Source organism: Alteromonas gracilis (genome assembly GCF_043642145.1).
GTDB classification, from domain to species: domain Bacteria; phylum Pseudomonadota; class Gammaproteobacteria; order Enterobacterales; family Alteromonadaceae; genus Alteromonas; species Alteromonas gracilis_B.
Window position 1 is genome coordinate 469,035 of the sequence record NZ_JBHZRZ010000003.1, and the last position, 25,458, is coordinate 494,492.

The 25,458-nt window shown below is 44.4% G+C and carries 20 protein-coding genes, 1 tRNA gene, 1 pseudogene and 1 riboswitch; of the genes and pseudogenes, 19 read left to right on the forward strand and 3 right to left on the reverse strand.

Going from position 1 to position 25,458, the window contains the following annotated elements; all coding sequences use genetic code 11:
* Positions 1-92 precede the first annotated feature (92 nt).
* From ACHUFN_RS09030 to ACHUFN_RS09060, 7 genes are all read left to right on the forward strand, one after another.
* Positions 93-3,110 carry a TonB-dependent receptor domain-containing protein gene (locus ACHUFN_RS09030; RefSeq protein ID WP_394222020.1) on the forward strand — a complete coding sequence of 1,006 codons (3,018 nt, stop codon included), beginning with the start codon at positions 93-95 and terminating at the stop codon, positions 3,108-3,110.
* A gap of 632 nt (positions 3,111-3,742) precedes the next feature.
* Positions 3,743-4,504, forward strand: a complete 762-nt coding sequence (locus tag ACHUFN_RS09035) for a DUF3450 domain-containing protein (RefSeq protein ID WP_394222021.1) — start codon at positions 3,743-3,745, stop codon at positions 4,502-4,504.
* A 6-nt stretch (positions 4,505-4,510) separates the two neighbouring features.
* Positions 4,511-5,869, forward strand: coding sequence for a MotA/TolQ/ExbB proton channel family protein (locus ACHUFN_RS09040; protein WP_394222023.1), 1,359 nt, complete (start codon positions 4,511-4,513; stop codon positions 5,867-5,869).
* A 1-nt stretch (position 5,870) separates the two neighbouring features.
* Positions 5,871-6,395: a MotA/TolQ/ExbB proton channel family protein gene (locus tag ACHUFN_RS09045; RefSeq protein ID WP_394222024.1), complete on the forward strand. Its 525-nt coding sequence runs from the start codon at positions 5,871-5,873 to the stop codon at positions 6,393-6,395.
* A gap of 11 nt (positions 6,396-6,406) precedes the next feature.
* Positions 6,407-6,805, forward strand: coding sequence for an ExbD/TolR family protein (locus ACHUFN_RS09050; protein ID WP_394222025.1), 399 nt, complete (start codon positions 6,407-6,409; stop codon positions 6,803-6,805).
* 1 nt (position 6,806) lies between these two features.
* Positions 6,807-7,418, forward strand: coding sequence for an energy transducer TonB (locus ACHUFN_RS09055; protein WP_014948704.1), 612 nt, complete (start codon positions 6,807-6,809; stop codon positions 7,416-7,418).
* A 2-nt stretch (positions 7,419-7,420) separates the two neighbouring features.
* A complete protein-coding gene (locus ACHUFN_RS09060) occupies positions 7,421-8,686 on the forward strand; it encodes a hypothetical protein (protein WP_394222026.1) in 1,266 nt (421 codons plus the stop codon).
* Between the two features lie 131 nt (positions 8,687-8,817).
* On the opposite strand, the gene ACHUFN_RS09065 is transcribed toward ACHUFN_RS09060, so the two are convergent.
* Positions 8,818-11,043, reverse strand: coding sequence for a tRNA(Met) cytidine acetyltransferase TmcA domain-containing protein (locus tag ACHUFN_RS09065; protein WP_394222027.1), 2,226 nt, complete (start codon positions 11,041-11,043; stop codon positions 8,818-8,820).
* 59 nt (positions 11,044-11,102) lie between these two features.
* Here ACHUFN_RS09065 and ACHUFN_RS09070 point away from each other — a divergent pair, with 59 nt between their 5' ends.
* From ACHUFN_RS09070 to ACHUFN_RS09110, 9 genes are all read left to right on the forward strand, one after another.
* Entirely contained in the window at positions 11,103-11,528 is a 426-nt protein-coding gene (locus ACHUFN_RS09070) for an acyl-CoA thioesterase (protein ID WP_394222028.1), read from the forward strand.
* 125 nt (positions 11,529-11,653) lie between these two features.
* Positions 11,654-11,757: riboswitch (TPP riboswitch) on the forward strand.
* Between the two features lie 55 nt (positions 11,758-11,812).
* Complete coding sequence (locus ACHUFN_RS09075; RefSeq protein WP_394222030.1) at positions 11,813-13,903, forward strand: TonB-dependent receptor; 2,091 nt, start codon at positions 11,813-11,815, stop codon at positions 13,901-13,903.
* A 17-nt stretch (positions 13,904-13,920) separates the two neighbouring features.
* Complete coding sequence (locus ACHUFN_RS09080; RefSeq protein ID WP_394222031.1) at positions 13,921-14,184, forward strand: YkoF family thiamine/hydroxymethylpyrimidine-binding protein; 264 nt, start codon at positions 13,921-13,923, stop codon at positions 14,182-14,184.
* Positions 14,184-14,828, forward strand: a complete 645-nt coding sequence (pnuC, locus tag ACHUFN_RS09085; RefSeq protein WP_394222032.1) for a nicotinamide riboside transporter PnuC — start codon at positions 14,184-14,186, stop codon at positions 14,826-14,828. The genes ACHUFN_RS09080 and pnuC overlap by 1 nt, the downstream gene beginning before the upstream one ends.
* Positions 14,794-15,630, forward strand: a complete 837-nt coding sequence (locus tag ACHUFN_RS09090) for a phosphotransferase (protein WP_394222033.1) — start codon at positions 14,794-14,796, stop codon at positions 15,628-15,630. Before pnuC ends, ACHUFN_RS09090 begins: the two co-directional genes overlap by 35 nt.
* A 97-nt stretch (positions 15,631-15,727) precedes the next feature.
* Positions 15,728-15,804 (forward strand) — tRNA-Trp (locus ACHUFN_RS09095).
* Positions 15,805-16,059: 255 nt separating this feature from the next.
* On the forward strand, positions 16,060-16,677 hold the full coding sequence (locus ACHUFN_RS09100; RefSeq protein WP_394222034.1) for an alanine acetyltransferase: 618 nt from the start codon (positions 16,060-16,062) through the stop codon (positions 16,675-16,677).
* Positions 16,677-17,171, forward strand: a complete 495-nt coding sequence (gene rimI / locus ACHUFN_RS09105; protein WP_394222035.1) for a ribosomal protein S18-alanine N-acetyltransferase — start codon at positions 16,677-16,679, stop codon at positions 17,169-17,171. The genes ACHUFN_RS09100 and rimI overlap by 1 nt, the downstream gene beginning before the upstream one ends.
* 362 nt (positions 17,172-17,533) lie before the next feature.
* Positions 17,534-18,469, forward strand: coding sequence for a DMT family transporter (locus tag ACHUFN_RS09110; protein ID WP_394222036.1), 936 nt, complete (start codon positions 17,534-17,536; stop codon positions 18,467-18,469).
* 45 nt (positions 18,470-18,514) lie between these two features.
* Here ACHUFN_RS09110 and ACHUFN_RS09115 read toward each other — a convergent pair whose 3' ends face one another.
* The gene (locus ACHUFN_RS09115; protein WP_394222037.1) at positions 18,515-19,402 is read right to left on the reverse strand and encodes a LysR substrate-binding domain-containing protein; all 888 of its coding nucleotides are present in this window, start codon (positions 19,400-19,402) and stop codon (positions 18,515-18,517) included.
* Between the two features lie 186 nt (positions 19,403-19,588).
* Here ACHUFN_RS09115 and ACHUFN_RS09120 point away from each other — a divergent pair, with 186 nt between their 5' ends.
* Complete coding sequence (locus ACHUFN_RS09120) at positions 19,589-20,755, forward strand: MFS transporter (protein ID WP_394222038.1); 1,167 nt, start codon at positions 19,589-19,591, stop codon at positions 20,753-20,755.
* Between the two features lie 224 nt (positions 20,756-20,979).
* Positions 20,980-21,803: pseudogene (gene dkgB / locus ACHUFN_RS09125) on the forward strand (2,5-didehydrogluconate reductase DkgB).
* On the opposite strand, the gene ACHUFN_RS09130 reads toward dkgB, so the two are convergent.
* Entirely contained in the window at positions 21,767-23,563 is a 1,797-nt protein-coding gene (locus tag ACHUFN_RS09130; RefSeq protein ID WP_394222039.1) for a diguanylate cyclase, read from the reverse strand. The pseudogene dkgB and the gene ACHUFN_RS09130 sit on opposite strands and share 37 nt — an antisense overlap.
* A 291-nt stretch (positions 23,564-23,854) precedes the next feature.
* On the opposite strand from ACHUFN_RS09130, the gene prfC reads away from it, so the two are divergent.
* Positions 23,855-25,444, forward strand: coding sequence for a peptide chain release factor 3 (gene prfC / locus ACHUFN_RS09135; RefSeq protein ID WP_394222040.1), 1,590 nt, complete (start codon positions 23,855-23,857; stop codon positions 25,442-25,444).
* The last annotated feature ends 14 nt before the right edge of the window (positions 25,445-25,458 follow it).

Sequence of the window (25,458 nt, forward strand, 5' to 3'; positions counted from 1 at the left end):
ATCATTTTTGAAGTTTCTACTTCAGACATAATAAAGTGACAATAACGACAAAAAGGGCCACTGAAAAATTCAATGGCACAGGGAGACAACACATGTTTACAACATCTAAGTTGGCTTTAGCAGTAAAGTTAGCGGGTGTAGTCGGTGCAACATCATTTGCACTTGCAACACCTGTGATGGCACAGCAAAACCAAGAACCAGATAGTGCAGCAGAAGAGTCAGTCGAAAAAATCCAAGTCACGGGTTCTCGTATCCGTAGCCCAAATGCAGTTTCAACCAGCCCAATTCAAACCGTAGGCGAAATACAGATTGAGCAGTTGCAGCAACCTGAACTAGAACGTGTTTTACGTTTATTACCTGGTGTTATTCCAGGTGATAACAGTAGCGTTAACAACGGTTCGGGCGGTGCGGCAACAGTTAACTTGCGCGGTTTAGGCGAAAACCGTAACCTTGTTTTGATGAACGGTAAGCGTCTTGTGCCTTACAATAATGAAGGTGAAGTTGATACTTCAATTATTCCAACAGCCCTTATTAAAAATGTCGATATTGTGACTGGTGGTGCGTCAGCGGTGTACGGGTCTGATGCAATCTCAGGTGCAATCAACGTTATACTTAAAGATGACTTTGAAGGTGCCGAGTTAGAAATTTCACACTCGCGTACTGATCAAGCTGATGCGCAAACGAAAAATATTTCACTCACTGTAGGTGGTAATTTTGACGGCGATCGTGGTAATGCCGTTGTTTCCGCTAGCTGGCTTGACCGTGACCCGCTACTACTCGGCCAGCGTGACCTAGGTAATTACGGTATTTCAACAGCTTCAGGTGCAAACTTTCAGCAGTTTTTAGATGGCACTCCACCTGTGGCTCCACCAGCTAACTGTGGTGACCAAACGCCTAACGTTGTTGCTCCAGGTGGTGGTTCAGGTACAACAATGCCAACTCGTATGCAAATTCCTGGTGTGCCAGGTGCAAACGGTCAGTTCCGTGATGACGGAACATGGGTGAACGGCGATACATGTAGTGCGTTTAACTTTAACCCATTCAACTACTACCAAACGCCGGCAAAGCGTTGGTCTGCAACAGCAATGGGTCACTATGATATTAGCGACGAGCATACAGCCTACTCAACCATTACGTTCACGAACACCAGCGTTCGTCAACAAGTAGCGCCTTCTGGTATTTTCGGTAGCGTATTTGATATTCCGCTAGCTAATCCTTTTATGAGTGACGCGGCGCGTTCGGCATTTATTACAGCGGCAAACGAAAATATCGATGGTCTTAATGAGCAAAACGCAATTGCAGCTGAATCAGGTCTTCCACTTACTTGGACAGACGTGAACGGCAACGGCGTTGTAGATGCTGAAGACCGTATGCGTACCACATTCTTCCGTCGTACGCTGGAGTTAGGTCCACGTTCAACAGAGTTTAATACTGACCAATTCCAGATTTTGGTAGGTATGGAAGGTTTTATTACCGATGAGTGGGCATACGATGTGTCGTTCCAGCACGGTGAGACTAACCGTGTAAATACCTTTGCAGGCTACACCAACGTTGACAACATCGCTAACGCACTTAATGCAGTAGATACAGAGCGTTGTTTGACAGGTGGCGACGGCTGTGTTCCGCTTAACATCTTTGGTGGCTTTGGCACAATTACGCCAGAAATGGCTGGCTATGCGTCAGCGACTGCGCTTTCTCGTACCGAGTACCAACAGCGCGTGTTTATGGCGAACATCGACGGTCCAATCGAGAACTTCGTTTCTCCATTTGCTGACACGCCTCTTTCAATGAGCTTCGGTTACGAGTACCGCGAAGACCTTTCACGCTTTACGCCTGACGAGTGTTTGAAATTGGCGCCTTCTAGCTGTCTAGGTGGTGCAGGTGGTAACTCGCTGCCAGTAGGCGGTAGTTTCAAAGTTAACGAACTTTACGGTGAAGGTCGATTTGCGCTTGTAGAAGACGCGGCATTTGCTGAAATACTTGAGCTAGAATTCGGTTACCGTCACTCAAACTTTGATACGGTTGGTGATGTTGGTGCATGGAAACTAGGTCTTGCGTGGCGTCCAAGCAGCGAACTGCTTGTTCGTGTAATGAACCAGCAAGCAACACGTGCTCCAAACGTAGGTGAGCTTTTCGCACCTACAACAACGTCACTTGATAACGCAGACTTAGACCCTTGTTCGGTAGCAAATGCAACTGCACTAGCAGGTGATGCTGATTTACGTGCTCTTTGTGTGGCTACAGGCATGACTGAGAGCCAAGTTGGTCAGGTTGAAGACATCATCGAGGGCCAAATTAACACCTTCTCTGGTTCTAACCCTGCCGCACTTCCTGATGAAGAAACTGCGAAAACCTTTACTGCTGGTTTCGTGTTTACACCTGAAGTTAGCTGGGCAACCTCTGCGCTATTGTCTGTAGATTATTACGACATTGACGTAGACGGATACATCAGTGAAAACAGCCCGCAAGAGATCTTAGACGGCTGTTATGTACTAGGTAACCTTGATCAATGTGCCCAAATCACACGTGTTGGTGGTGGCCTGCTATTAGATGGTTCGGGTATTTCAACGTTTACCACCAACCTTTCTTGGTTGCGCACGCGTGGTATTGAAGCAACTTATAACTTTAACTTCGATATCGGTGAATACGGCAACTTAAGCCTAAATGGTAATGTAAACCATTATTTAGAGGCTGAAAGGCTAAGTGCACCAACCTCAGATATCATAGATTGCAATGGCTTTTATGGTCCTAACTGTAACCCGCAACATAAAACTCGCTCGGTTAATCGTGCAACATGGAGCTACGACGACTACTCGGTGTCACTTATGTGGCGTTACCTAAGCGATATCGAGCGTGAAGAGAGTCTTGTTGCTACTACGTTCGAACCGTTTAGACAAATTGGTTCTTACAGCTACTTCGACCTATTCGCTAATTATCAGGTGACTGATTATGCGCGTTTGGCGTTTGGTGTAGACAACCTGTTTGACAAAGCGCCGCCAGTAGTAGGCGGTCAGGCTGCGGCTACTGATTACAATGCGGGTAACACGCTTCCTGCTCACTATGATGTATTAGGTCGTACATATCGCTTCACGCTAACGATGGCTTTCTAAAAACGAAGATATCCATAGCTAAAAACGTGTAGCTTTAAAGCCCCTGCAACATTGTTGCAGGGGCTTTTTTCTACCTAAGCGATAGGCAAAATCACTAAAAACAAACGTTCCAATTAAACGCGTTTACTTATGTAGCCTTTATCATTGATTGAGGTGAGGTAATTAACATGAATCTAAACACTACCTTCTATTCATTACTGAAACTCTACTTTTTTTAGTATTTGGTTTGTAATTCGTTAAATTAAGGTAGTGAATAAAGTAAGCGTGGCCGTAACGAAGTGTTTTACGAAAAGAAGTGATTGATGTTGGTTAATTGCCTTCTTGAATAGAAGTTAATCGATTAAGGCATAACATGAAGACAATTGTTGTTAACTGCTTCTAATTTAAATTAGCCAGCACACAAAAAATGCGCACAAAACAAGCAGGAAGTATGAAATCTATTAGGTGTAAACAGTGTGTTACTTGACTAAACGTAACATTCCATGTGACTATAATAGGTTCGTAGTACTGGCAATTGACGTCTGTACTACATTCCTGAAACAAAATTGTGAAAGTTTTATACGCCCCTTGCCCGAATATTTTCCTATCGGCGAGGATTCAAATAAGAAATTTGGTTGGGAACTATGTCCAAAATGAGCAAGAGAACTCTTATTGCTTCTACTGTTATGGGTGCATTCGCACTAACAGGTAGCGCAGTCTCTGCAGATACGCTTGAAGATCTTCATAAAGAAGAAGCGAAAATCCACGCGGCTGCAGCGAAATCTCAAGAAAAAATCAATACGTTGTTTGAACAGTCTCAAGAACTACTTGTTGAGTATCGTCAAACAGTAGATGAGACAGAAAACCTTAAAATCTACAACGATTACATCGCTAGCCTTGTTGCTGACCAGCAACGCGGTATCGACTCGTTGCAGCGTCAAATCGACAGCATCGAACAAACTAAGCAGGGCATCGTTCCTCTTATGTTCCGCATGATTGACAGCCTAGAGCAGTTCATCAAGCTAGACCGTCCAATTCACTTAGATGAGCGTCTAGCTCGTGTTGAGCGTCTACGCGACCTTATGGCTAACTCTAACGTTACTGTTTCTGAGCAGTTTCGTCAGGTACTAGAAGCTTACCTAGTAGAAGTTGAGTATGGTACTAAGATCAATTCTTACCAAGGTACTATCGACGACGCAGGTACAGAAGTTACTGTTGACTTCTTTAACCTAGGTCGTACGGCGCTAGTTGCACTTTCTCTAGACCAAACTCACGCTTGGGTATGGAACAACGAAAGCCGCGCATGGGAAAAACTGGGTGACGAGTATCTGTCTTCAGTTGTTGACGCAGTTAAAATGGCTAACAACGTCATTCCTGCGGATCTGATTAAACTACCAATTAGCGCAGCGGAGTAATTGTTAATGAAACCAGTATTCAAATCTCTTTTAGCCGCTGCGACAGTTGCAGTTGCAGCAACCGGAGCGCAGGCTCAGGAAGCAAAGAGCCTGAAAGACCTTCTAGATCAGGTTCAACAGAACCGTGTTTCTGAAGCTCGCCTAGATAAGCAACGCGAAGCTGAGTTCCAATCAGCACGTGCTGACAAACAAGCACTTCTTCGCAAAGCACAAGCAGACCTTAAAGCTGAACAAGCTCGTGGTGACCGTCTACAGAAGCAATTCTCAGACAACGAAGTTACGCTAAACGAGAAAGCCGCTGAGCTAGACCAGGCAACTGGTACTCTTGGTGAGATGTTCGGTGTGGTACGTCAAGCGTCATCAGAAGCTTACGGTCGTATCTCTACGTCAATCGTTAGTGCTCAATTCCCTGGCCGTGGTCAGTTCCTAGCTGAAATGTCTGAAGACTCAAAAGGTCTTCCAAACATTAAAGAACTAGAAGACCTATGGTTTGCACTTCAAAAAGAAATGACTGAAGGCGGTGAAGTAGTTAAGTTTACAACAGAAGTTGTAAATCTTGACGGTGGCTCTTCACAGCAAGAAGTTGTTCGTGTTGGTACATTCAACCTTGTTGGTGAAGCAGGTTACCTAGCGTATGACGCTGAAGCTGAAGTTGTTCAGCCTCTTGGTCGTCAACCAGATGGTCACTTCGTAGCTTCTGCTGACGAACTAATCGACACGTCTTCAGGTATCGTTCCTTTCTATGCTGACCCGTCTCAAGGTGCAATCCTTGGTCTATTGAAGCAGAAAGCGACTATGTCTGAGCGTTACCACGCTGGTGGTCCAGTAGGTTACACAATTACGCTAATGCTTGCTGTTGGCCTTCTAATTGGTATCTACAAAATGATTACGCTAACAATCGTTGGTGGAAAAATGCGTTCACAGCTTAAGAACGTGAGCAACCCATCTGAAGGTAACCCTCTTGGTCGTATCCTTAAAGTTTACCAAGAGAACAAAACTGCTGACGCAGAAAACCTTGAACTTAAACTTGATGAAGCGATTCTTCGCGAGCTTCCAAGAATTGAAAGCGGCATCAATGTAATCAAGATCTTCGCAGCGATTGCTCCTCTACTAGGTCTACTTGGTACAGTACTTGGTATGATTGAGACGTTCCAAACCATCACACTATTCGGTACTGGTGACCCACGTATGATGGCAGGAAGTATCTCAATGGCTCTTGTAACTACAGCTCAGGGTATTATTGCGGCACTGCCTCTAATCCTTACTCACAGCATCGTAGCTTCTCGTAGCAAGTCAATCATCCACATTCTTGATGAGCAAACTGCGGGTATCGTAGCTGCTCACTCAGAGTCGGAGAAAGCGTAATATGAATTACCTGATTGGATTATTCGAATCGGTCAGGGACTTTATCGCTACCGGCGGTGACGTACTTTACTTCGTTGCTGCCGCGCTCTTTCTCATGTGGGTATTAATGATTGAGCGTTACTGGTATTTAACCTCGGTCTTCCCAAAAGTGAAGAAAAACATCATCGCTAAATGGGATGCCCGAGCAGATACCACATCATGGTATGCGCATAGAATCCGTGACGCGTGGATTTCTCAAGCGTCAGACGACCTAAACGCTAGAATGCTGATTATTAGAACCATTATTGCAATGTGTCCACTAATCGGTCTACTTGGAACAGTAACCGGTATGATCAGTGTTTTCGAGACAATGGCAACACAGGGCACCAGCAACGCTCGTCTAATGGCGGCTGGTATCTCTATGGCAACTATCCCGACAATGGCGGGAATGGTAGCCGCGCTATCTGGACTGTTTATCAGTTCACGTCTTGAAGCGAAAGTGAAGCTGGCAAGAGAAGGGCTAGTTGATAGCCTGCCACATCATTAGAGAGAGAGATTATGGCTCGAAAAGTCAGAACCGAGGAAGAAGATGCACAGATCGACATGACGCCCATGTTGGATATCGTGTTTATCATGCTGATCTTCTTTATCGTTACCACTGTTTTCGTTAAAGAAGCAGGGATCGAAGTCAACAAGCCAGATGCGAGCCAGGCAATTCTTCACAAAAACGCAAACATTTTCATCGCTGTAACTGAAGACGGAAATGTATGGCTAGACAAGCGTGAAGTTTCGCCGGACAGCGTAAGAGCGAATATTGAAAGACTGCTTACCGAGCAGCCTACTGACTACGTAATCATTCAAGCTGATGTTAAAGCGAAGCATGGTTTGGTAGTTGAGATTATGGATCAGGTTAAAGCCGCTGGCGTTAACCGAGTCTCGGTAGCGGCAAGGGGATAAGATGTTACGTATAATTGTATCTATACTTTTAGGTGCTGGTGTTGCATTTGCCCTTTTCGTTCTAATGGCTAAGTTGATTGAAAACTCATCTAGACCAGCAGACGAAGTACCGCCTGCACCGGTTATCGATATTGTAATGCAGGAACCAGACGACCAGACGCAGACGCGTACTCGTGTTCCACCACCACCGCCGCCTCCGCCTCCACAGCCTCCGAAAATGGAGCAAGTAGAGCCGGAAACTGCGGAACCTGATGCAGATGGCTTTAGCTTAGCTATTCCTGCTATCGACACAGGTGGTGTGGGTGTAAACATTGGTGGTGTTGGTGCAATGCAACGTGACGGTGAAGCAACACCTATCGTTCGTATCGATCCGAAATATCCACCTGATGCAGCCCGCGACGGCCGCGAAGGTTGGGTTAGACTGTCTTTCACTATCAACGAAGTTGGTGGTGTTGAAGATATCGAAGTTATTGAAGCTGAACCTAAGCGCGTATTCGACCGTGAAGCACGTCGTGCTCTACGTAAGTGGAAATACAAGCCTAAGATTGTAGATGGCAAGCCAGTAAAACAGCCTGGCATGTTCGTCCAGCTTGACTTTAAACTGGAGCAATGATCATGATGAAACGTTCATTCAAAATGTCAGCCGTTGCTTTGGTGCTAGGTGCAAGTGCGGTGCTTTCAGCACCGGCTGCCCTAGCGCAGTCATCACCTGTTGTTTGTCCTGGATATGAAAAGGGAAAGACAACGCTAGTAGGTGAGCGTACCGGTAAGAAAGTTCAAAAAGCGTTTGAATTCTACAATGAAGATCAAGTTGATGAAGCACTTAATATTCTTTACGAAATCGACGCATCTGACGATTTCGATAAAGCATACGTAAGTCGTTTCATCGGTAACTTACTTGCTGCGCAAGAAGGTCAAGGCGGTAAAGCGTATAATTACTTGGTTGAATCTGTACAGCCAAAAGTGTTAAACGACCTTGAGCACTCTCAAACACTTAAACTTCTAGGTGATTTGAGCATGCAGGAAGAAAAGTACACTGATGCCGTAAAATGGTATAATCAGTGGATGGACTTCACGTGTAAAGAAGATCCGGACGTATATACACGTTTGTCTCAGGCCTACTATGAGTCTAAGCAATTAGATAAGATGGTTGAGCCAGCAGACAGAGCTATTGCTTTGTTTGAAGAGCCAAACAAAAACCCGTATGTACTGAAGCTTACTTCTTATTACGAGCGTAAGATGTACCCAGAAACGGTTGCTGTTGCGGAAAATCTTGTAAGAACTTTCCCGCAAGAGAAAACGTGGTGGTCACGTTTGGGCTTTTTCTACATCTTAGTGGAAGACTATAAGAAAGCACTTTCTACGCTAGAGATGGCTTACATCCAAGGCTATCTTGAGAAAGATTCTGAGATTAAAACCCTTGCACAGCTTTATCAAAGCAATGGCATGCCTTACAAAGCAGCTAAAATGCTTGAAAAGCACATGAAAGAGGGTTTGTTGAAGAATGATGCTGATATGCTAGCGAGTATTGCTAATGCCTATCACCAGGCGAAGAACTTCAAAACTGCAGCTAATATGTATGCACAAGCTGCTGCTAAAAGTTCAGACCCTGAGCACTATCGTAAGCAAGGTACACTTCTGCTAGTAGCTGAAGACTATAAAGGCGCAATTAAAGCTCTAGAAAATGCTCTAGAACGTGGCGCTGAAGACCCAGAGAAGATTCACTTCACTCTTATGGAAGCGAACTTCTATGCAGGTAACTTTAAGTCTGCCTACAGACACGTACAAGAAGCTAAGAAAGATCGCTCACTACGCCGCAACGCTGCAGCGTGGGAACCTTATATTAAGGAAAAAGCGAAAAACCGCGGTATTAGCATTTAATATCCGGATTTTGCTAAAAAGCCTCCACTAGGAGGCTTTTTTTATGCATTTGACCCATCCTAAACAGCGTTGACACTTTTCATATTGATTTTGAGAATGTGTTCGCCCCTAATGCCAACGGTGTTTCTTTCCTAATTACTGTATACAGACTTCAGATCGTTTCGTAACAATTGCGTAGCGTCTTTTATGCCGTTTGCCTTTAACACTTCAAATAGCGGTTCAATAGTTTTATTTGAACATTTTAGTGCTTCTTTTAGTTCCAGCTGCTGATTAAATAGCTCAGCCACGAGTAATAGTCTCTTTCTAGCCTCTCTTGAAGCACTGGGGACATTACTTTTAATTTTAGTTGACCCAGCCTGACAGGCTATTTTATTTAGAATGGGTAACACATCATCTAAGGGGCGCGTCGCGCTGGTAAACTCCAATAACTTCTTGTCGTAGACATCAATTACTATGTTAGGTAAGTGAGTAATCGTCATTGTACTCGTAAAGCTATCTCTAAGGGCTATTAGGTCAGCCACCAGTGACTTCACCTTGCTTTTAAGAGGTAGTACGGCTAGCGCGCTTGTTTCGCCGCTAGCTTTATTAGGTTTACGGCCATAGTCGACAATTTCAAATTTATTGCGCGCCCAAAAATTATCAAGCGCTCTCGTCGTTCCATAAGATGTGCAAAGCCCGTCTATGTTATGTTTGTAGGCTTCAAACACTATTTTTTCAATGAGCTTGCTACCTATGCCCCTGCTTTGAATTGCAGTATTTACCGCGATACGATTAATTCGCCAATATTGGTGTGTAGCAGCATTTGGGTTGGCAGAGAGTAATGTTAGCCTTTGCGCACCTAAATGGCCCTTTGGTCGACGTTTGCCTGCCGCTATGGCGACGGCAATGCCTTCAAGTTGCTTAGCACCTTCAATATTAATAACCGCGGCACAAACTACACGGTCGTTACTCATAAGCGTAGCGATTAAAATGTCAGCACTGTCCATTAAGCGCATAAAATCGTCAGGGGTAGTTTGGTAATGGGCAAGAGATAACAGTGACATAACTTGCACTAGAGCGCTTTCACTAATGTCTTCAAACGATGAAATTGTAAAACTCCAGTCTTCAGCAAGCGCATTTGTGTATTGTTTAGATGGTTTTGCATTTTCAGAAAACGCATTGTTTAGTGCAGGTAAGCTTGTTTCATTATCAGAATTTTCCGTTTCAAATAAGCATGTTTGGTTGAAAAATGTTTCGATAGGGTCGTTTTCAAACCATCTTAATGGCGTCGTAAGTTCAAGAAAAAGCGATACATTGTGTAACCTCGGCATTAGTTTGTGCAAAAAACCGCTTCCGGAGCCTTCGTAACCCAGCATAGTGGTACTCAAAATCCACTGACTATTGTGAGTAATAATGTTTGATACAACGGGTAGCGGAATGGACGCGGCTTCATCCACGATAATAATGTCGTATTTTTTCTCATCTGAACCTGCGTTATAAAGCAGCTCGCTATCGGGTGGTACCCATTTGACAAAGCCCTCTTGAGGGCTTCTGGCTTGGTGGCTTAGCTTGTTTGACTTGCCCGAGCTTTCTGTTGCCAAACCGTCTGCGTAGCCATGCTCGTCAATACGTGCCATAACATTCTTCACATTTTCAAACAGCTCGCTTGTTAATAGAACCCGTTTACCGTCCCTTAAAAGTTTTTGAATAAACAAGCCTAATAAAGAAGATTTGCCGCGACCTCGAGGTGCTGTGACTACCGCATTAAGTTTTTGAAGAGAGTAAGCTTGGCATAGCTGACTGTATGCGTGTTCCTGCTCTTGTGATTGGAATAGCGAGCCTCGATACGTTTCTTGTGATTTATTGTCAACTTTATAGTGTTGTATGCTGGGTAGCCGATTTAACATTTCAGAGAGAAATGCAACGTTTGTGTCGTTACGTAAACGCTTGATAAACCGATTAAGATAGCGGCTATAGTCTAGTGTAAACCCGTGAGAAACGAACGATACGGGTACGTTTTGTGGCCACGTATCAAGCGTAGGGCAAATTAATACTAAACAACCACCTTGTTTCACGGTACCCGAAACCGCCATTACATCACCGGGTTTAAACAAGCCGCGGCAGTCTAGAATCGCAATATCACTCTCGCTGCCAAGCACCTTTTTTCTGTTCTTGCCCTTTAGTTTATCGCCGGTGAAAAGCGTAACAGTTAAATCTGAGGACTCAGCTGCATACTTGTGTATATCAATGACAGTGGTGTCACAAAATTTATCTTTCCCAGAAACAATAAGCATTCTTCGATGAAAATGGATAGTTGAATGCGAGTGGTGTTCACTGTAAGGGGCTAAAAGCCAATCACGTAATTGAGGTAGCGCCATGAATCAGTTTTTTCGGTATAATCTAACGCTATAGTAGCGATTTATTATGAGGAATTCGAATGCGCTTTCTTTCTCGGCGTTTAGTAATGCCAAATGACCTTAATTATGCCAACTCTTTATTTGGTGGCCGCGCGTTAGAATGGATAGACGAAGAAGCCGCAATTTGGGCTATTTGTCAGCTAGAGACAAACTGCTTGGTCACTAAGCACATTGGTGAAATCAGTTTTGAATCACCAGCGATGCAGGGCGATATAGTTGAGTTCGGTTTAGAAACCAAGGCCGTTGGCCGCACTTCGATTACTGTGAGTTGTTTAGTGCGCAACAAGGCAACTAAAAAGACCATTTGTTTCGCCGACGATATAGTATTTGTAAAGGTTGACCCAGACTCACGTCAGCCAACCGCTCACGGTAAAACGCTAGAAGGGCTAAAGGCACAAACTGACGATGAAGTGCGTCGTTTAAATATGAACACTAACGAAGCGTAGCAGTAAGCGCTTAGCGTTATATAGCATATAAAAATATGAAGTTAGCTTAAGGTGTTATCTGCTTGACGGCGTGTATCGAACTGGTAGACTCCGTCGCAGATGTTGGGGCCTTAAGTTAAAGTCTCGACAATACCAAGGGGTGTCCGTTTTCGGTCTGAGATCCACATTCGTGGGAACCCTTAAACCTGATCCGGATAATACCGGCGTAGGGATGGTTCACAATATAGCCTTATCACCTGCCGTTAGACCCGGATCTTTTTTCTTCAATAAGAACAAGAGATCCCATGTATAAAACACTTTTCACGCTTTCCCTGCTAGCAAGTTCAGTTGCGGCTTACGCTCAACAGTCAAACACAAGCAATGATTCGAATAACGTATCTTCAAATATAGAGCGTGTTATCGTAACGGGAGACTTCAGACAAACCACCCTTGATCAGCTAAGCGCAAGCGCAACGATATTAGATCAAGAACGTCTTCGCAGTCGCCAACCAAGTCATATCGATAGCGTACTTAACAGTATTCCCAACGTAAACTTTGCAGCAGGCGCTTCTCGCGGCAGATTTGTCCAAATTCGTGGTATCGGTGAACGCAGTCAATTTGCAGAACCGATTAACCCTTCAGTTAGCTTTATCGTTGATGAATTTGATTTCTCTGGTTTGGCTGCTGCGGGTATTATCTTTGATACAAAGCAGTTGGAAGTCTATCGTGGTCCACAAGTGACTTTGTACGGCACAGGGGCGCTTGCTGGTGCAGTAAAACTCTCTAGTAACGATGTTGGCAGCGATGCTCCTAAATATGTTGAAGCCCGTGTTGGAAATAAAGATAGCTACCGCGTTGAAGGCGCAACGGGAGACGACATTAATTCAGACTGGGGGTACCGCGTTGCGCTGGTACACAATAGAAGTGATGGTTTTGTTGAAAACACGTTCTTAGGCAGAGACGACACCAACAACATTGATGAAACGGCGTTACGAGTTGCTGTAGAAGGCAGGGTAGATGATAGAACAACATTAGCCCTAGCTTACCGTTGGTTTGATATCGATAACGGTTATGATGCATTTTCATTAGATAACAATAATAGAACGCTATCTGATGAACCTGGTTTTGATGAGCACCAAACCCACGCAGTAAGCGCTCGTTCTACAACCACTACATCGGCGGGCGATCTTATTGTTATTGCAACACATGCATCTCATAACATTGGTTATGGATATGATGAAGATTGGACATTCACTGGTTTTCATCCCTCAGGCTATACCTCTTTCGATGCGTATTATCGAGATGTAGAAACGCAAACTGGCGAAGTTCGTTTTGTATCATCTGACGATGCAGCATTATTTAATGGCATGACAGATTGGACAGTAGGTGTGTTTTATAAAAGCACGGAAGAAAAACTACTACGTCAGTACACCTACTTAGATAATGATTTTGCTAGTGAATATGCGCCAACGACCACAGCGCTTTACACGCAAACTGAAAGTCGCTTAAGCAACAACCTTGTGCTAGTAGCAGGCTTAAGGTTAGAAAACTACGATTTTGACTATGCTGACAACAATCTGCTAACGCGTTCATTCGACACGACTATGGTAGGTGGGAAAGTCGCACTTCAATACACTCAAGGTGAACATTTCTATTACGGCAGTATTTCTCGGGGCTTTAAAGGGGCAGGCTTCAACCCCGATAGCCGTGTGAACGACGAGCAACGTTTCTTCGATGAAGAATACAACTGGAACTACGAAATAGGGGTTAAAGGCCCGTTGTTCACGCCTGAGCTTATAGCACGTGCTGCCCTTTTTTACATGGATCGAAAAGACACCCAAGTTAGTGATTTCGATGTAGTTACACGTGAAGATGGCTCTTCGAGTTTTATAGACATTATTGATAATGCTGATTTAGGCACAAACAAAGGTGCAGAACTTGAGCTACGTTGGTTCGCAAGTGATGCTTGGACATTAGATGCCAGTGTAGGTTACTTAAGTGCGACCTTCGAGGGATATACGCTTGCTGACGGTACAGAAGTTTCAGAGCAAAGGCAGGCTCAGTCACCTAAATGGACTGCTAATTTTTATAGTGAGTACGCACTTACAGATACGGTAATGTGGCGTGTGGATGTCGATTACAAAAGTGAATATCGCTTCTCTGACGGTCACGATGTAACGTCACCAAGTACAACATTGGTAAATTCTGAAATTGTTGTTTCACACGGTGATTGGCAAACGTCGCTTTGGGTTCAAAATGCGTTTGATCGTGAGTACTACACCCGTGGATTTGGTGGTTTTAGCAACGACCCTCGTGATGAGTATGCATTTGATGAACCTTACTACCAATTGGGTAATGGTCGCCAGTTCGGCGTTACCGTGAAATACGCGTTTTAATTTAAGAGGAAACTAGCATGCAAGTTATGGTTGAACTGTCGTTGTACCCTTTGGTGAACGAGTATATTCCGCCTATTCAAACGTTTATTGATAGGCTAAACAGCTATAGTGAACTGTCGGTGTCAACAAGTTCAACTAGCACGCAAGTTACCGGCGAGTACGCTGAGGTAATGAAAGTGCTTGGAGAAGAAATGCAAAGAACGCACGAGGAAGTAGGGCAGGCTATTTTTGTCGCTAAATTTCTCAACTTTGATGCCATGCAAGCTAGAAAGTCGTCTTAATGGCTAGTTTCTTTTCTGAATTTACGTCACAAATAGCCGCCACCTCGCTGTTAGAGTGGGTGGCGGTAGTGCTTGCCATTGCCTATGTACTGTTAGCCGCTAAGCAAAATAGCTGGTGTTGGCTATGCGCATTTGTCAGTACGGCCATTTACACGTGGTTGTTTTGGCAAGTGACATTACCTTTCCAGTCTGCCCTTAACTTTTTTTATATGGTTATGGCTGGCTATGGGTATTATCAGTGGTCGAAAGGCGCTGAGAACGGCGATGTTAAACCTGTTCGCCACTGGCCTTTGTGGCTACATGCGGTCATAGTTCCCAGTATGCTACTTCTTGCATGGGGTTTGTCTGAAGTGGCAGGCTCACAGTTTAATAGTGAGTACCTACTATTAGATGCAAGCATTAATTTATTGAGTGTAGTTACCACTTTTATGGTGGCACACAAAATTCTGCAAAATTGGGTATATTGGTTTTTTATCAATTTAGCTTCTGCATATTTGTATTTACAAGTTGGCTATGCACTGTCTGCTTGTTTGTTCTTAGGTTACGTAGGCTTTGCTGTTTTTGGTTATTACCAGTGGCTAATGCAGTACAAAAAACAAGGTGAACAAGTTGGATATCATCGCCAGGGTGCAAAAAGCGCTTAGATTAAGCGACAATATTCAAGTTTCACAGCATCCTTCTGGCGCGGTAAATCATGTTTATCGCGTACAAGATAACGTTGTAAACAAGCAACTAAGTGATGAATTTTCTCGCGACTTCGCGGTAAAGTGGATGGGGAACGATGACTTTAGTGGCGTAAATCGAGCTCATCAATTTGCCCTACAGCAACAGCTATTTAAGTTAGGTATAGCACCACAGCCTTTATGGCTAAGCGATGACGAAACCATTTGGGTTGAACAATGGCTGGAAAACACGTCTAATCCTGAGCTAACGCCTAAGCAGTTAGCTACAGCCCTTGCCCTTATTCATCAGTTGCCAGTAACTGCGCGACCACTTGAGTTAGCAGCTAGGTGGCAACACTACATAAAAGCAGCAGCGCTAGATGAAGACAGTTTTCTTTTTAAAAAAGCTCAAGCGCTTAGAAGTAATGTTATCCAAAGCGAGCAAAATGACCAAGATTACGTGCTTTGCCATAACGACTTGCTTATTAACCATTTGATGCTTACTCCCAACAATGAACTAAAGGTTATTGATTGGGAATATGCGGCCATGGGGAACCGCTATTTCGACTTAGCAAGTTGTGGTTTGATAAATAAGTTAAGCAAGGCGTCAAGCCTTGACCTAGTGAAGCACTATGCCAGTGTGATGAACATAGATGAAAACTATGCAGTAAAAAACTTTGAGCTGCATGTTGATATAGTAGAGGTAACCAATGACTTGTGGTTTGCCGCGCTTGAAAAAGGTAAAAAGCACGATACCGAATTGAAAAGTACGGTTTTCGAATGAAAAAACAGCGCATTGCGTGTTAATTAAGCATGCAGTGTGTAGGAGCAATAAAAAGGCTTTACCTTTTTAATGTCATCCGTATAATGCACAGCGCGCTAGGGGTGTAGTTCGAATTGGTAGAACAGCGGTCTCCAAAACCGATGGTTGGGGGTTCGAGTCCCTCCACCCCTGCCACTTTCTCTTCTAACGAACGTTCTTGTTCGAAAATTAAGAAACACAAAGCCTAATCGCTTTTTATCCTACTCCTAGCTTAAAAGCCTTAATGATTATTCTACGAGTTTACTCATAATTTTAAGTTTTGCGGTAGCCGCACTAAACCACGGCGATAATAGATAGTTTATGGCTATTCAATCGCGCTTGTAGTTCTAGTAAACTGCGCACAAGCAACGTTGGGATTGCGATAAACCTTAAAAGAAAAGGGTAGATGAAATGTCATTAACTTCTTATCAGCAGGCTGTGCTTCAAGAAATTGGAATACCTGTCTGGATTTCAAAAGAAGCGTATGACGCGAAGTTAAAAGAAAATGCGGGTTCAGCTACGCCTTCATCTCAGAGTTTGTCGTCACAAACTGGTGGAGCAAATAACCAGAGCAACGGTTTCTCGCAGGCACCGAGCCCTCAACCTACGTCTACACCTATTTCAAAAGAAGAAAAGCAGTCTCGACTCGCTCAACTTCGTGCAAATATGGGCAGCAGTTCAAAAGTTAATGAGAAGCCAAAGGTTGATAAAGCATCAACATCCGCCCCAGCCAGTGCGTCGTCTTCACTGCCAGCATCGCCAGAAGGTATTGTGTTAAGTGCCGAACAAAAAGCGAAGTCTCAACAATGGTTGAAAGACTTGCAGCTTGCCTGCGTGCAGTTGGGTATACCGTCAAGCTGGGCAAATACGATTATGATCGGCCGAGTTATATCGGTAAGCGAGGCAGCTATTGTATTGCCTGCAGCACCGCTTAAACTAACTTCCACACAAAAGCGTGAGCTATGGGCTCAGCTGATAAGTGCTGGACGTCGTGTTAATAGTGATGATATTACCAGCAGCGAGCAATAGTGGTGACTGTAAAATTAAAAATTGTACCTTCAGAAGGTTTTGAAGCGCAGATCGCGCTTGCGCATGGCATTCACGAACGGGCACAAGTAGTACCTTGGAAGCCAACTACATTTGCAGACTGTTTCACCAAACCTTACTACGGTGTTTTCGCGTTTCACGGGCAAGAAGTTATTGGCTATGCCATTGTGCTTGAAGTGGTAGATGAAGCAACCCTAATGGATATTGCTGTTGATGGCAGTTGTAGAGGAAAGGGAATAGGCCGCTCGTTGGTAGAGTTCGTAAAAAATCAGTCCTCGCTAAATGGTATGAACGAAATGTGGTTAGAGGTACGCGAGAGTAACCACAATGCTATAAAGCTGTACGAGAGTTCAGGGTTTGAACATATAGAGACGCGCAAAAATTATTACACTACACAGCCTACAGAAGGTGGCTCTAACGGTACGGGGAAAGAAAACGCAAAAATTATGAAGTGGACAAAGTCCGCTGCTCTATAAACTCTTCTTTTTCCGTCTAGATAAGTACATGCAAAGTGTAAGCAAAATAGAGAAAGGCCAACGTAAACTGCTCTCTGTTGCCCTTTACTTGTAGAACACATTAATACCTCGAAGACCTACAGTTATATTCGGTATCTCACACCCACATTGATAGTAACGATTGCCCCGTATACTATTGTTTCCAAGCTAAATGAAAAACTTGACCATTTGGTCGATAAATTTACTCGAAAACGGGTAGGTGAGGTTTCAATCCCACGTAAATTCACTTATATTTGCGCCCGTAAATTTCCCTGTCTACATTCATCAGAGCAGGCGGCGGAGTTTTCCCTCAACGCATTTCTTGTAATTGGATTTTTTATCACATGTCTTCATCATTGGTGGCAGGAAAAGAGCAGTCTAAAGGTATAAAAATGCTTTTAGTTGCAGTACTGTGCTTAGGGCTAAATTGGCCTGGCATGAAAGTCGGGCTTGAAATCGTTGGTCCAGTTTGGATGGTCTGTTTACGTTTTCTTTTGAGCCTTCCCGTCCTTGCGTTATTCGTCCTTATCACCAAAAAGCGTTTGCCAGTACTAAACCGCAAAGATCGCTCTGTGGTTTTCGTCGTCGCATTTTTTCAGTTTATTTTGTCGATGGGACTAATAACGGTATCTCTTCAATTTATACCCGCAGGGACTGCCAGTATACTCATTTACACCACGCCGCTGTGGATGCTGTTGATAGATACGCTGTGGTATAAGCAAAAGCCACCCTCGAAGCGACTTATTCTTACTGGCATTTCAACCATTGGTTGCGCGATGATTTTATTTGCCTCGGGTCAGCCAGGCGCTTGGTTACCTTTATTTGGTATGTTGCTCGCATCGGCATTGTGGGCAGTGGCAATTAGACGCGTATCCTTTCACAAGTGGAAAGGTAGCGTGATTGAGGCTGTGTTCTGGCAATTCACCATTGCAGGTTTCGCCATGCTAGCCATTGCGTTAATGGTAGAGCCTACACCGAACTTTGGCGCGTACGACATCGGTGACTGGTTGTTACTGGCATACATTGGGCCCGTTGCAACTGGGCTTGGGTTCGGTTTAATGGTGGCTGCGGGTCCAAAACTTCCGCCCGATAGAATTGTATTAATAAGTACACTTACGCCTATTGTTGGCTATGTGAGTTCAGTGGTGATATTAAACGAAACGTTGCTTCCTATGGTAATGGCCGGCGCAATTCTTATGATTGCTGCACTTATCGTTAATGGCCTGCCAGACAGCACGCTAAAAAAGATTCTAGGGAAAGGCCGCGCTAATCGGCCCTAACCAACTTCGTAACGAACGGCACTTTACATTACAGGTAAACTCGGCTTAAAGCGTGAGCCTGGGCTGTATGAAGTCTAAAAAAGCCGATATTCGCGACGACACCGCGCTGTTTTTGTAATAAACCGCTTGTACTGATTCTCGGCGATTAGGGCTAATTATATCGTCGCAAAATATGGGAACTAATGCGCCATCGCTAATATCTTTATGTACCATAAAATTAGAAAGTAATGCTATACCTTGCCCCGCAAGGCAAAGCTGCCTAATCGTTTCACCGCTTGACGCGCGAAGGCTGTAGCGCAAATTGATCTCTTGCGTAATTGGCCATTTGTTCAACGCTGGCGAGTCACTAAAACCAATCAGTCTGTGGTTGTTTAGCGAACTCGCATCGCCTGATATAGGAGACTGCGCTAGATACTGTGGGCTAGCCACAATGTGCAGTTTACTTTTACCTAAGCGCCTGGCGTGCAAATTAGAATCGCTTAAATCACCAATGCGTATGGCAATGTCGGTTTTGTGCTCTAACAAATCAATAATACTGTCGTGGCTCGTAATATCTAAGGTGATGTCGGGAAAGGCTTGGCAAAACTCACCCACCAAAGGTGCTAGCTGATGAAAGACAAACGGACTAGCGGCATCAACTCTCAGCTTCCCTGATGGTAAGTGGTGCAACAAGCGCAGGGCCTCTTCACCTTTTTCCAACACGTTCAAGCCATCTCTTGCGTAGTGCAAGAAAAGCTCGCCCTCTTCGGTTAGCTCAAGTCTGCGGGTGGTTCGATTTAACAAAGTGACTTTTAATGTATCTTCAAGTCGCGTTACCGCGCGGCTAATCTTTGCAACTTGTTGGTTAAGTAAATTGGCGGCGCTCGAGAAGCTCCCCGTATCTACAACCGTTAGAAATGCTTCTAAATCTTCTGTTTTTGATGAAACTGGCATGTCGCACCCAATATTTTCATATTTAACAAAAGTATTTTGTCATTAGTGCTGTTTTTTGCAAATAAATTTATCGTCAAACTGTGCGCACTTTAAGCGTGGCTCATATGAACCGTATTTTTCATTGGGCTTAAAGGGCGGTCATTAACGACACCCATAACATAAGTTACTTTTGTGAGGATAAACAAAATGCCTATTGCATTATTTGCACTAACGTTGAGTGCGTTCGCTATTGGCACGACCGAGTTCGTTATTGTTGGTTTGGTACCTACCATCGCCGCTGATCTCGGCGTAACACTGCCCAGCGCAGGCTTACTAGTAAGTCTTTACGCCGTTGGGGTGGCAGTGGGGGCACCCGTGCTAACAGCGTTAACCGGAAAGTGGAACAGAAAACATGTGCTGTTAAGCCTTATGGCGCTGTTTGTAGCGGGCAACTTGCTTGCATGGCAGGCGCCTAGCTACGAGAGTTTGATTGTGGCTCGCATTCTTACTGGTTTGGCCCACGGTGTATTCTTCTCTATTGGCTCTACCATTGCTACGGGCCTAGTAGCGAAAGAGAAAGAAGCCAGTGCTATTGCCATCATGTTCACTGGACTGACTGTAGCTTTGGTAACTGGCGTGCCGCTTGGCACTTGGATTGGTCAAAGCTTCGGCTGGCGAGCAACATTCTTGGTGGTGTCAGCGCTTGGTACTATAGCTTTAATTGGCAGCGCGCTGTTGGTGCCTAATAATTTAAAGCAAAGTAAGCCAGCTACGTTAAGTGAGCAAATGAAAATGCTAGTTCAGCCTCGTTTGGTGTTGGTGTATTTAATGACCATTCTTGGCTATGGCGGCACCTTCACAGCCTTCACGTATCTTGCGCCAATTTTACAGCAAGAAGCTGGCTTCGCACCTTCGGCTATTAGCCTCATTATGTTGGTGTATGGCGTTTCTGTGGCTGTGGGAAATATCTACGGTGGAAAGCTGGCCGACAAAAAAGGGCCTATTCGCGCACTAAGTATTATCTTCTCTGCATTAGCGCTTATTTTGTTTGCGCTGACATTTACCATGGGAAGTAAAGTGGCCGCAGTGATTACAGTACTCGTGTGGGGCGCTTTTGCTTTTGGAAACGTGCCTGGGCTTCAAGTTTATGTGGTCCAGCTTGCCGAAAAGTTCACGCCAAATGCGGTCGATGTTGCCTCTGGTCTTAATATTGCGGCATTTAACATAGGTATTGCTGTTGGCTCTATTTTAGGCGGGGCAATTGTCGACGGAATGCAGCTATCTGATACTGCTTGGATTGGCGCACTCATCTCTGTTGCAGCATTACTGGTAACGCGCTTCAGTGGTCACCTTGATAAACGTGCGGCTGCTTAAGCGACGAAGCGCCAATAAAACGCCACCGTTTTTGGGTTGAAACTGGCGTAAACGGGCTTATCAAAGAAAGCTAACACAAAAATTTGCAATAAAAGAAGCGGGTGTAAATCACATCGGTCTGCATTTCAGGCGTAATACACAATCTGTTGAAACTGCAATGCAACGAATAGCAGAGTACGTGTTACCGCAATTTCATGATTAACGAAAATCGACAAGGAGGCAACATGCCAAACGTAAATCAGTCACCGTCTAAAATACCTTCATTAGGTGTAGGCACATTTCGTTTACAAGACGATGAAGCATACAACAGTGTGACCATGGCACTTGAGGTAGGTTTTCGTCATATAGATACAGCGCAAATCTATGGAAACGAAGAAGCGGTAGGTCGCGCTATCAAAGATAGCGAAGTTGAGCGCGAAGCGTTGTTCGTAACCACTAAAGTATGGAACGACAAGCTGAACAAAGCGGGCTTTGTAGATAGTGTAAAAGAGAGCTTAGCCAAGCTTCAGCTGTCGTATGTTGACCTTTTACTCATCCACTGGCCGTCGCCAGAAAATGGTGAAAGCATGGAAGAGTATCTGGGCGAGCTACTGCGCGTTAAAGAAATGGGGCTAACCAAAGACATTGGTATCTCAAACTTTACTGTTGCGCAAATTGAAGAAGCGGTAAGCATTCTAGGTGAAGGTGTTATCGCCACAAACCAAGTGGAAGTGCATCCTTACCTTACTAATGAAAAAGTACGTGAAGCGTGTGACAAGCACGGTATTACCGTAACTGGCTATATGCCATTTGCAGTCGGTAAGGTATTAAAAGACGATACTATTATTGCTATTGCTGAAAAGCATGGCGTAAGTGCTGCCGAAGTGGTTGTGGCATGGGAATTGGCACACGGCCTAGTTACCATTCCTTCGTCAACAAAGCGCAAAAACCTTGAAACTAATTTCAAAGGCTCGAGCTTAAACTGGATGCTGAAGACGTTGCAAAAATTGATGCACTAGACTGCGGCGATCGTCAAGCAAACCCTGATTTTTCACCTGCGTGGGACTGAGGTACGGCGCTAACAATTAAGTTACGCCCTTTGTGCTTGGCTTCGTAAAGTGCTTTATCAGCGCGTCTGAAGGCTTCAGCAATATCGCCGGAGCCTTCACATACTGTCCAACCAATACAGGCACCGAGCTGTCTCTTACCCATAGCGTCTATGGCAAGACTGTTTATGGCTGCGTGAACTTCCCTAAGTAACTGGGCAAATTCATCCACGCTATTTGATAAAATGCCGTCAAGCGCGTTAATACGCCTTACCACAGCAAATTCTTCACCGCCGTAGCGCGCAGCAACTTGGTTATTGCTGTTGAGTGGCGCAAGCACTGAACCAACCGCTTTCAGTACCTCATCTCCTGCGTCATGACCAAGCGTATCGTTGATATTTTTAAAGTGATCCAAGTCAAACATTGCGATAGTAAGGGTGTCAAAGTCATGTAGGTTGCTATCAAAGGAGTTGTCTATAAATAAGTCGAGAAATCGACGGTTAGGAAGCGCGGTCAAACTGTCTTTAGATGCCAACTCAGCAAGTGTTTTGTTAGTTTCCTCAAGAGCTAGTGTACGCTCCCTCACTAGAGCTTCTAACTTTGATGCTTGTTCACTTTTCAAAAAGGCCGTTTGCTTTTGCGCATCCCTTTCTCGTTGCATAACTTTTACAACATACTTTGCTGTCAAAGCTACCATAAAGAAGCAGGTCATCACTATGCCAGTCATAAATGTAGTGATGGGGTCAAGATACAAATCGACGGTAAAAAGTGCAGAAATAATAAGCACAAGTGCACAAAACGTGACTGGTAACATAGCGGCTGCCAGCCACTTCGCTCTGTCAGAACCGCGTTTATGCTCGACATAAATCACGGTGCACGTAATCAGGATGTAAGGGAAAAAGATAATAAGTGGCAGTTTTAACGCAATGTCTAACCCTAGAGTTTGCCAAAGTAAAATGCCAAATAAAGGCAATGCCGCGCAAAAAACTTTTATTGTCGTCGCGCCAAATACTTTGTGGTTTTCTCGGGCCAAGGTCTGAAAAATCACCCAAAAGGCACTGATCAAAACCGCATAAACGCTGATAGCATAGGTGATATCGTTCATATTTGGTGTATTTGGCCACAGTATTTCAAACGCATAGCCGAAGACGCGGAAAAACCAAAAGGTTGTAGCAAAAATAAAGGTGGCAAAACTCAAAAAGACCAAATTACGACTGGCGAAGTATCCCAAAAGGCATAACGCGGTCAGTAAGACCATGGCACCAAAGAAAGCCATGTCCCGTTGCAACACTTTCATATAACCATTATTAAAATACTCAGGTGTTGCGATGGAAAAATTATATCTAAGAATTTCACCTGTCATGTAACCGCTAAAAACCGTTGTTCGAGACGCGGGTAAAATTGACGGGAAGTGATAATTGGGTGTCATTATAGGGCGTGAGCTATAGGGAAAGCTGTCACCTGTTTCCCATGAAGTCGTACCATCAGAGACTAAAAGGGTCTTCATTGCTGGAAAAGTAATAGAAAACCAAACCGGTATTTGACGACTGAATTGATTGTCTACTGTCACTTTAAAGTGTAAGTATTGTTCAGGCGCTCTGTTGAGCAGTTTGGGGTCGCTCACCCATGATTCATCACCAGCGAGCTTCGAGTTGTCACTGACAGTAAACAAAACGGCTTGGTTTAACGCTAGTTCAGAGTTGACGTTGCTAAACGTTACAGAGGCAAAGACGGGGTAATTGAAAATGAGAAAAATGAATAGTGTCATCAAAATTCTTCCCATACTGCTTCCTTGTTCTTATCTTCGCATTTCAAGGACCAAAATATATCACAGGACTTTGTAAATAAAGTACAAAAGTGATTTAAGCGCTGAATCGAAACAGAAAACAAAACCGCGAATTCACTCTACTGTTAAGCGCCGTAAAATGCTAAAATCCGCGCAATTAATTACCAAGCCGTATCAAGCGTTTTACCGCAATACCAAATTTGCGCGGAAAGGCATTGCTTATCCGTTATAAAACGCGCCTGTAAGTAATTGGTTTACAGGGATAATAGATAACGAAGATAAGTATTGATGTCAGATAAAAAGCTTCTAGAAGAGATTAAAAAGCGACGTACGTTCGCAATCATATCGCACCCGGATGCGGGTAAAACCACCATTACGGAAAAAGTATTGTTGTTCGGACGCGCTCTGCAAACTGCCGGTACCGTAAAAGGTAAAAAGTCGGGGCAGCATGCTAAGTCTGACTGGATGGAAATGGAAAAAGAACGTGGTATCTCGGTTACAACGTCTGTTATGCAGTTTCCGTACAGTGATCATTTGGTAAACCTGTTAGATACCCCTGGGCACGAAGACTTTTCTGAAGATACTTATCGTACGCTTACTGCGGTTGATTCATGCTTGATGGTTATCGATGCCGCAAAAGGTGTAGAAGACAGAACTCGTAAACTTATGGAAGTTACCCGTTTGCGCGATACGCCAATTGTAACTTTCATGAACAAGCTTGACCGCGATATTCGCGATCCAATGGAGCTACTTGACGAAGTAGAAACCGAGCTTGATATTCTGTGTGCGCCAATCACTTGGCCCATTGGCTGTGGTAAGAGCTTTAAAGGTGTTTATCACTTGCACCGCGACGAAACAATTTTGTACCAAAGCGGTCAGGGTCACACCATTCAAGATGTACGTATTATTAAAGGGTTAGAAAACCCTGAACTTGATACCGCAGTAGGCAGCGATCTTGCTGAAACGTTACGTGACGAGCTTGAACTTGTGCGCGGTGCATCAAACGAATTTGAACAAGAGCTTTTCTTAGAAGGTCAGTTAACGCCAGTATTCTTTGGTACAGCACTAGGTAATTTTGGTGTTGACCACATGCTTGATGGATTGGTTGAGTGGGCGCCTGAGCCTCTTGGTCGTGACACCGAAGAAGGCACAATTGAGAGCACCGATGGCAAGTTCAGCGGTTTCGTATTTAAGATTCAGGCCAACATGGACCCGAAACACCGTGACCGTATCGCGTTCTGCCGCATCGTATCGGGCAAATACGAAAAAGGCATGAAAATGCGCAACAGCCGTTTAGGTAAAGACGTGCGTATTTCTGATGCCTTGACCTTTTTAGCCGGTGACCGCTCACTGTTAGAAGAAGCTTATGCCGGTGATATTATTGGCTTACATAACCACGGCACAATTCGTATCGGCGACACCTTTACGTCAGGCGATAACTATCGCTTTACAGGCATTCCAAACTTTGCGCCAGAGCTATTTAAGCGTATTCGCTTGAAAGATCCGCTTAAGCAGAAGCAGCTGCTTAAAGGCCTTATTCAGCTTTCTGAGGAAGGGGCTGTTCAGGTTTTCCGTCCTCTTGCGAATAACGATCTAATCGTGGGCGCGGTTGGTGTACTTCAGTTTGACGTGGTTGTAGCCCGATTGAAAGCTGAATACAACGTCGACGCGTTGTATGAGCATATTAACGTAAGTACGGCTCGCTGGGTTTACTCTGACAACGAGAAAAAGCTTGATGAATTCCGCCGTAAAGGCGAGCAAAACCTTGCGCTTGATGGGGGTGATAATCTGACATACATCGCTCCGACTATGGTGAATTTACAGCTAGCGCAAGAGCGTTATCCGGATATTCAGTTCAAGAACACGCGCGAAAATTAAGCTAGTAGAAATTA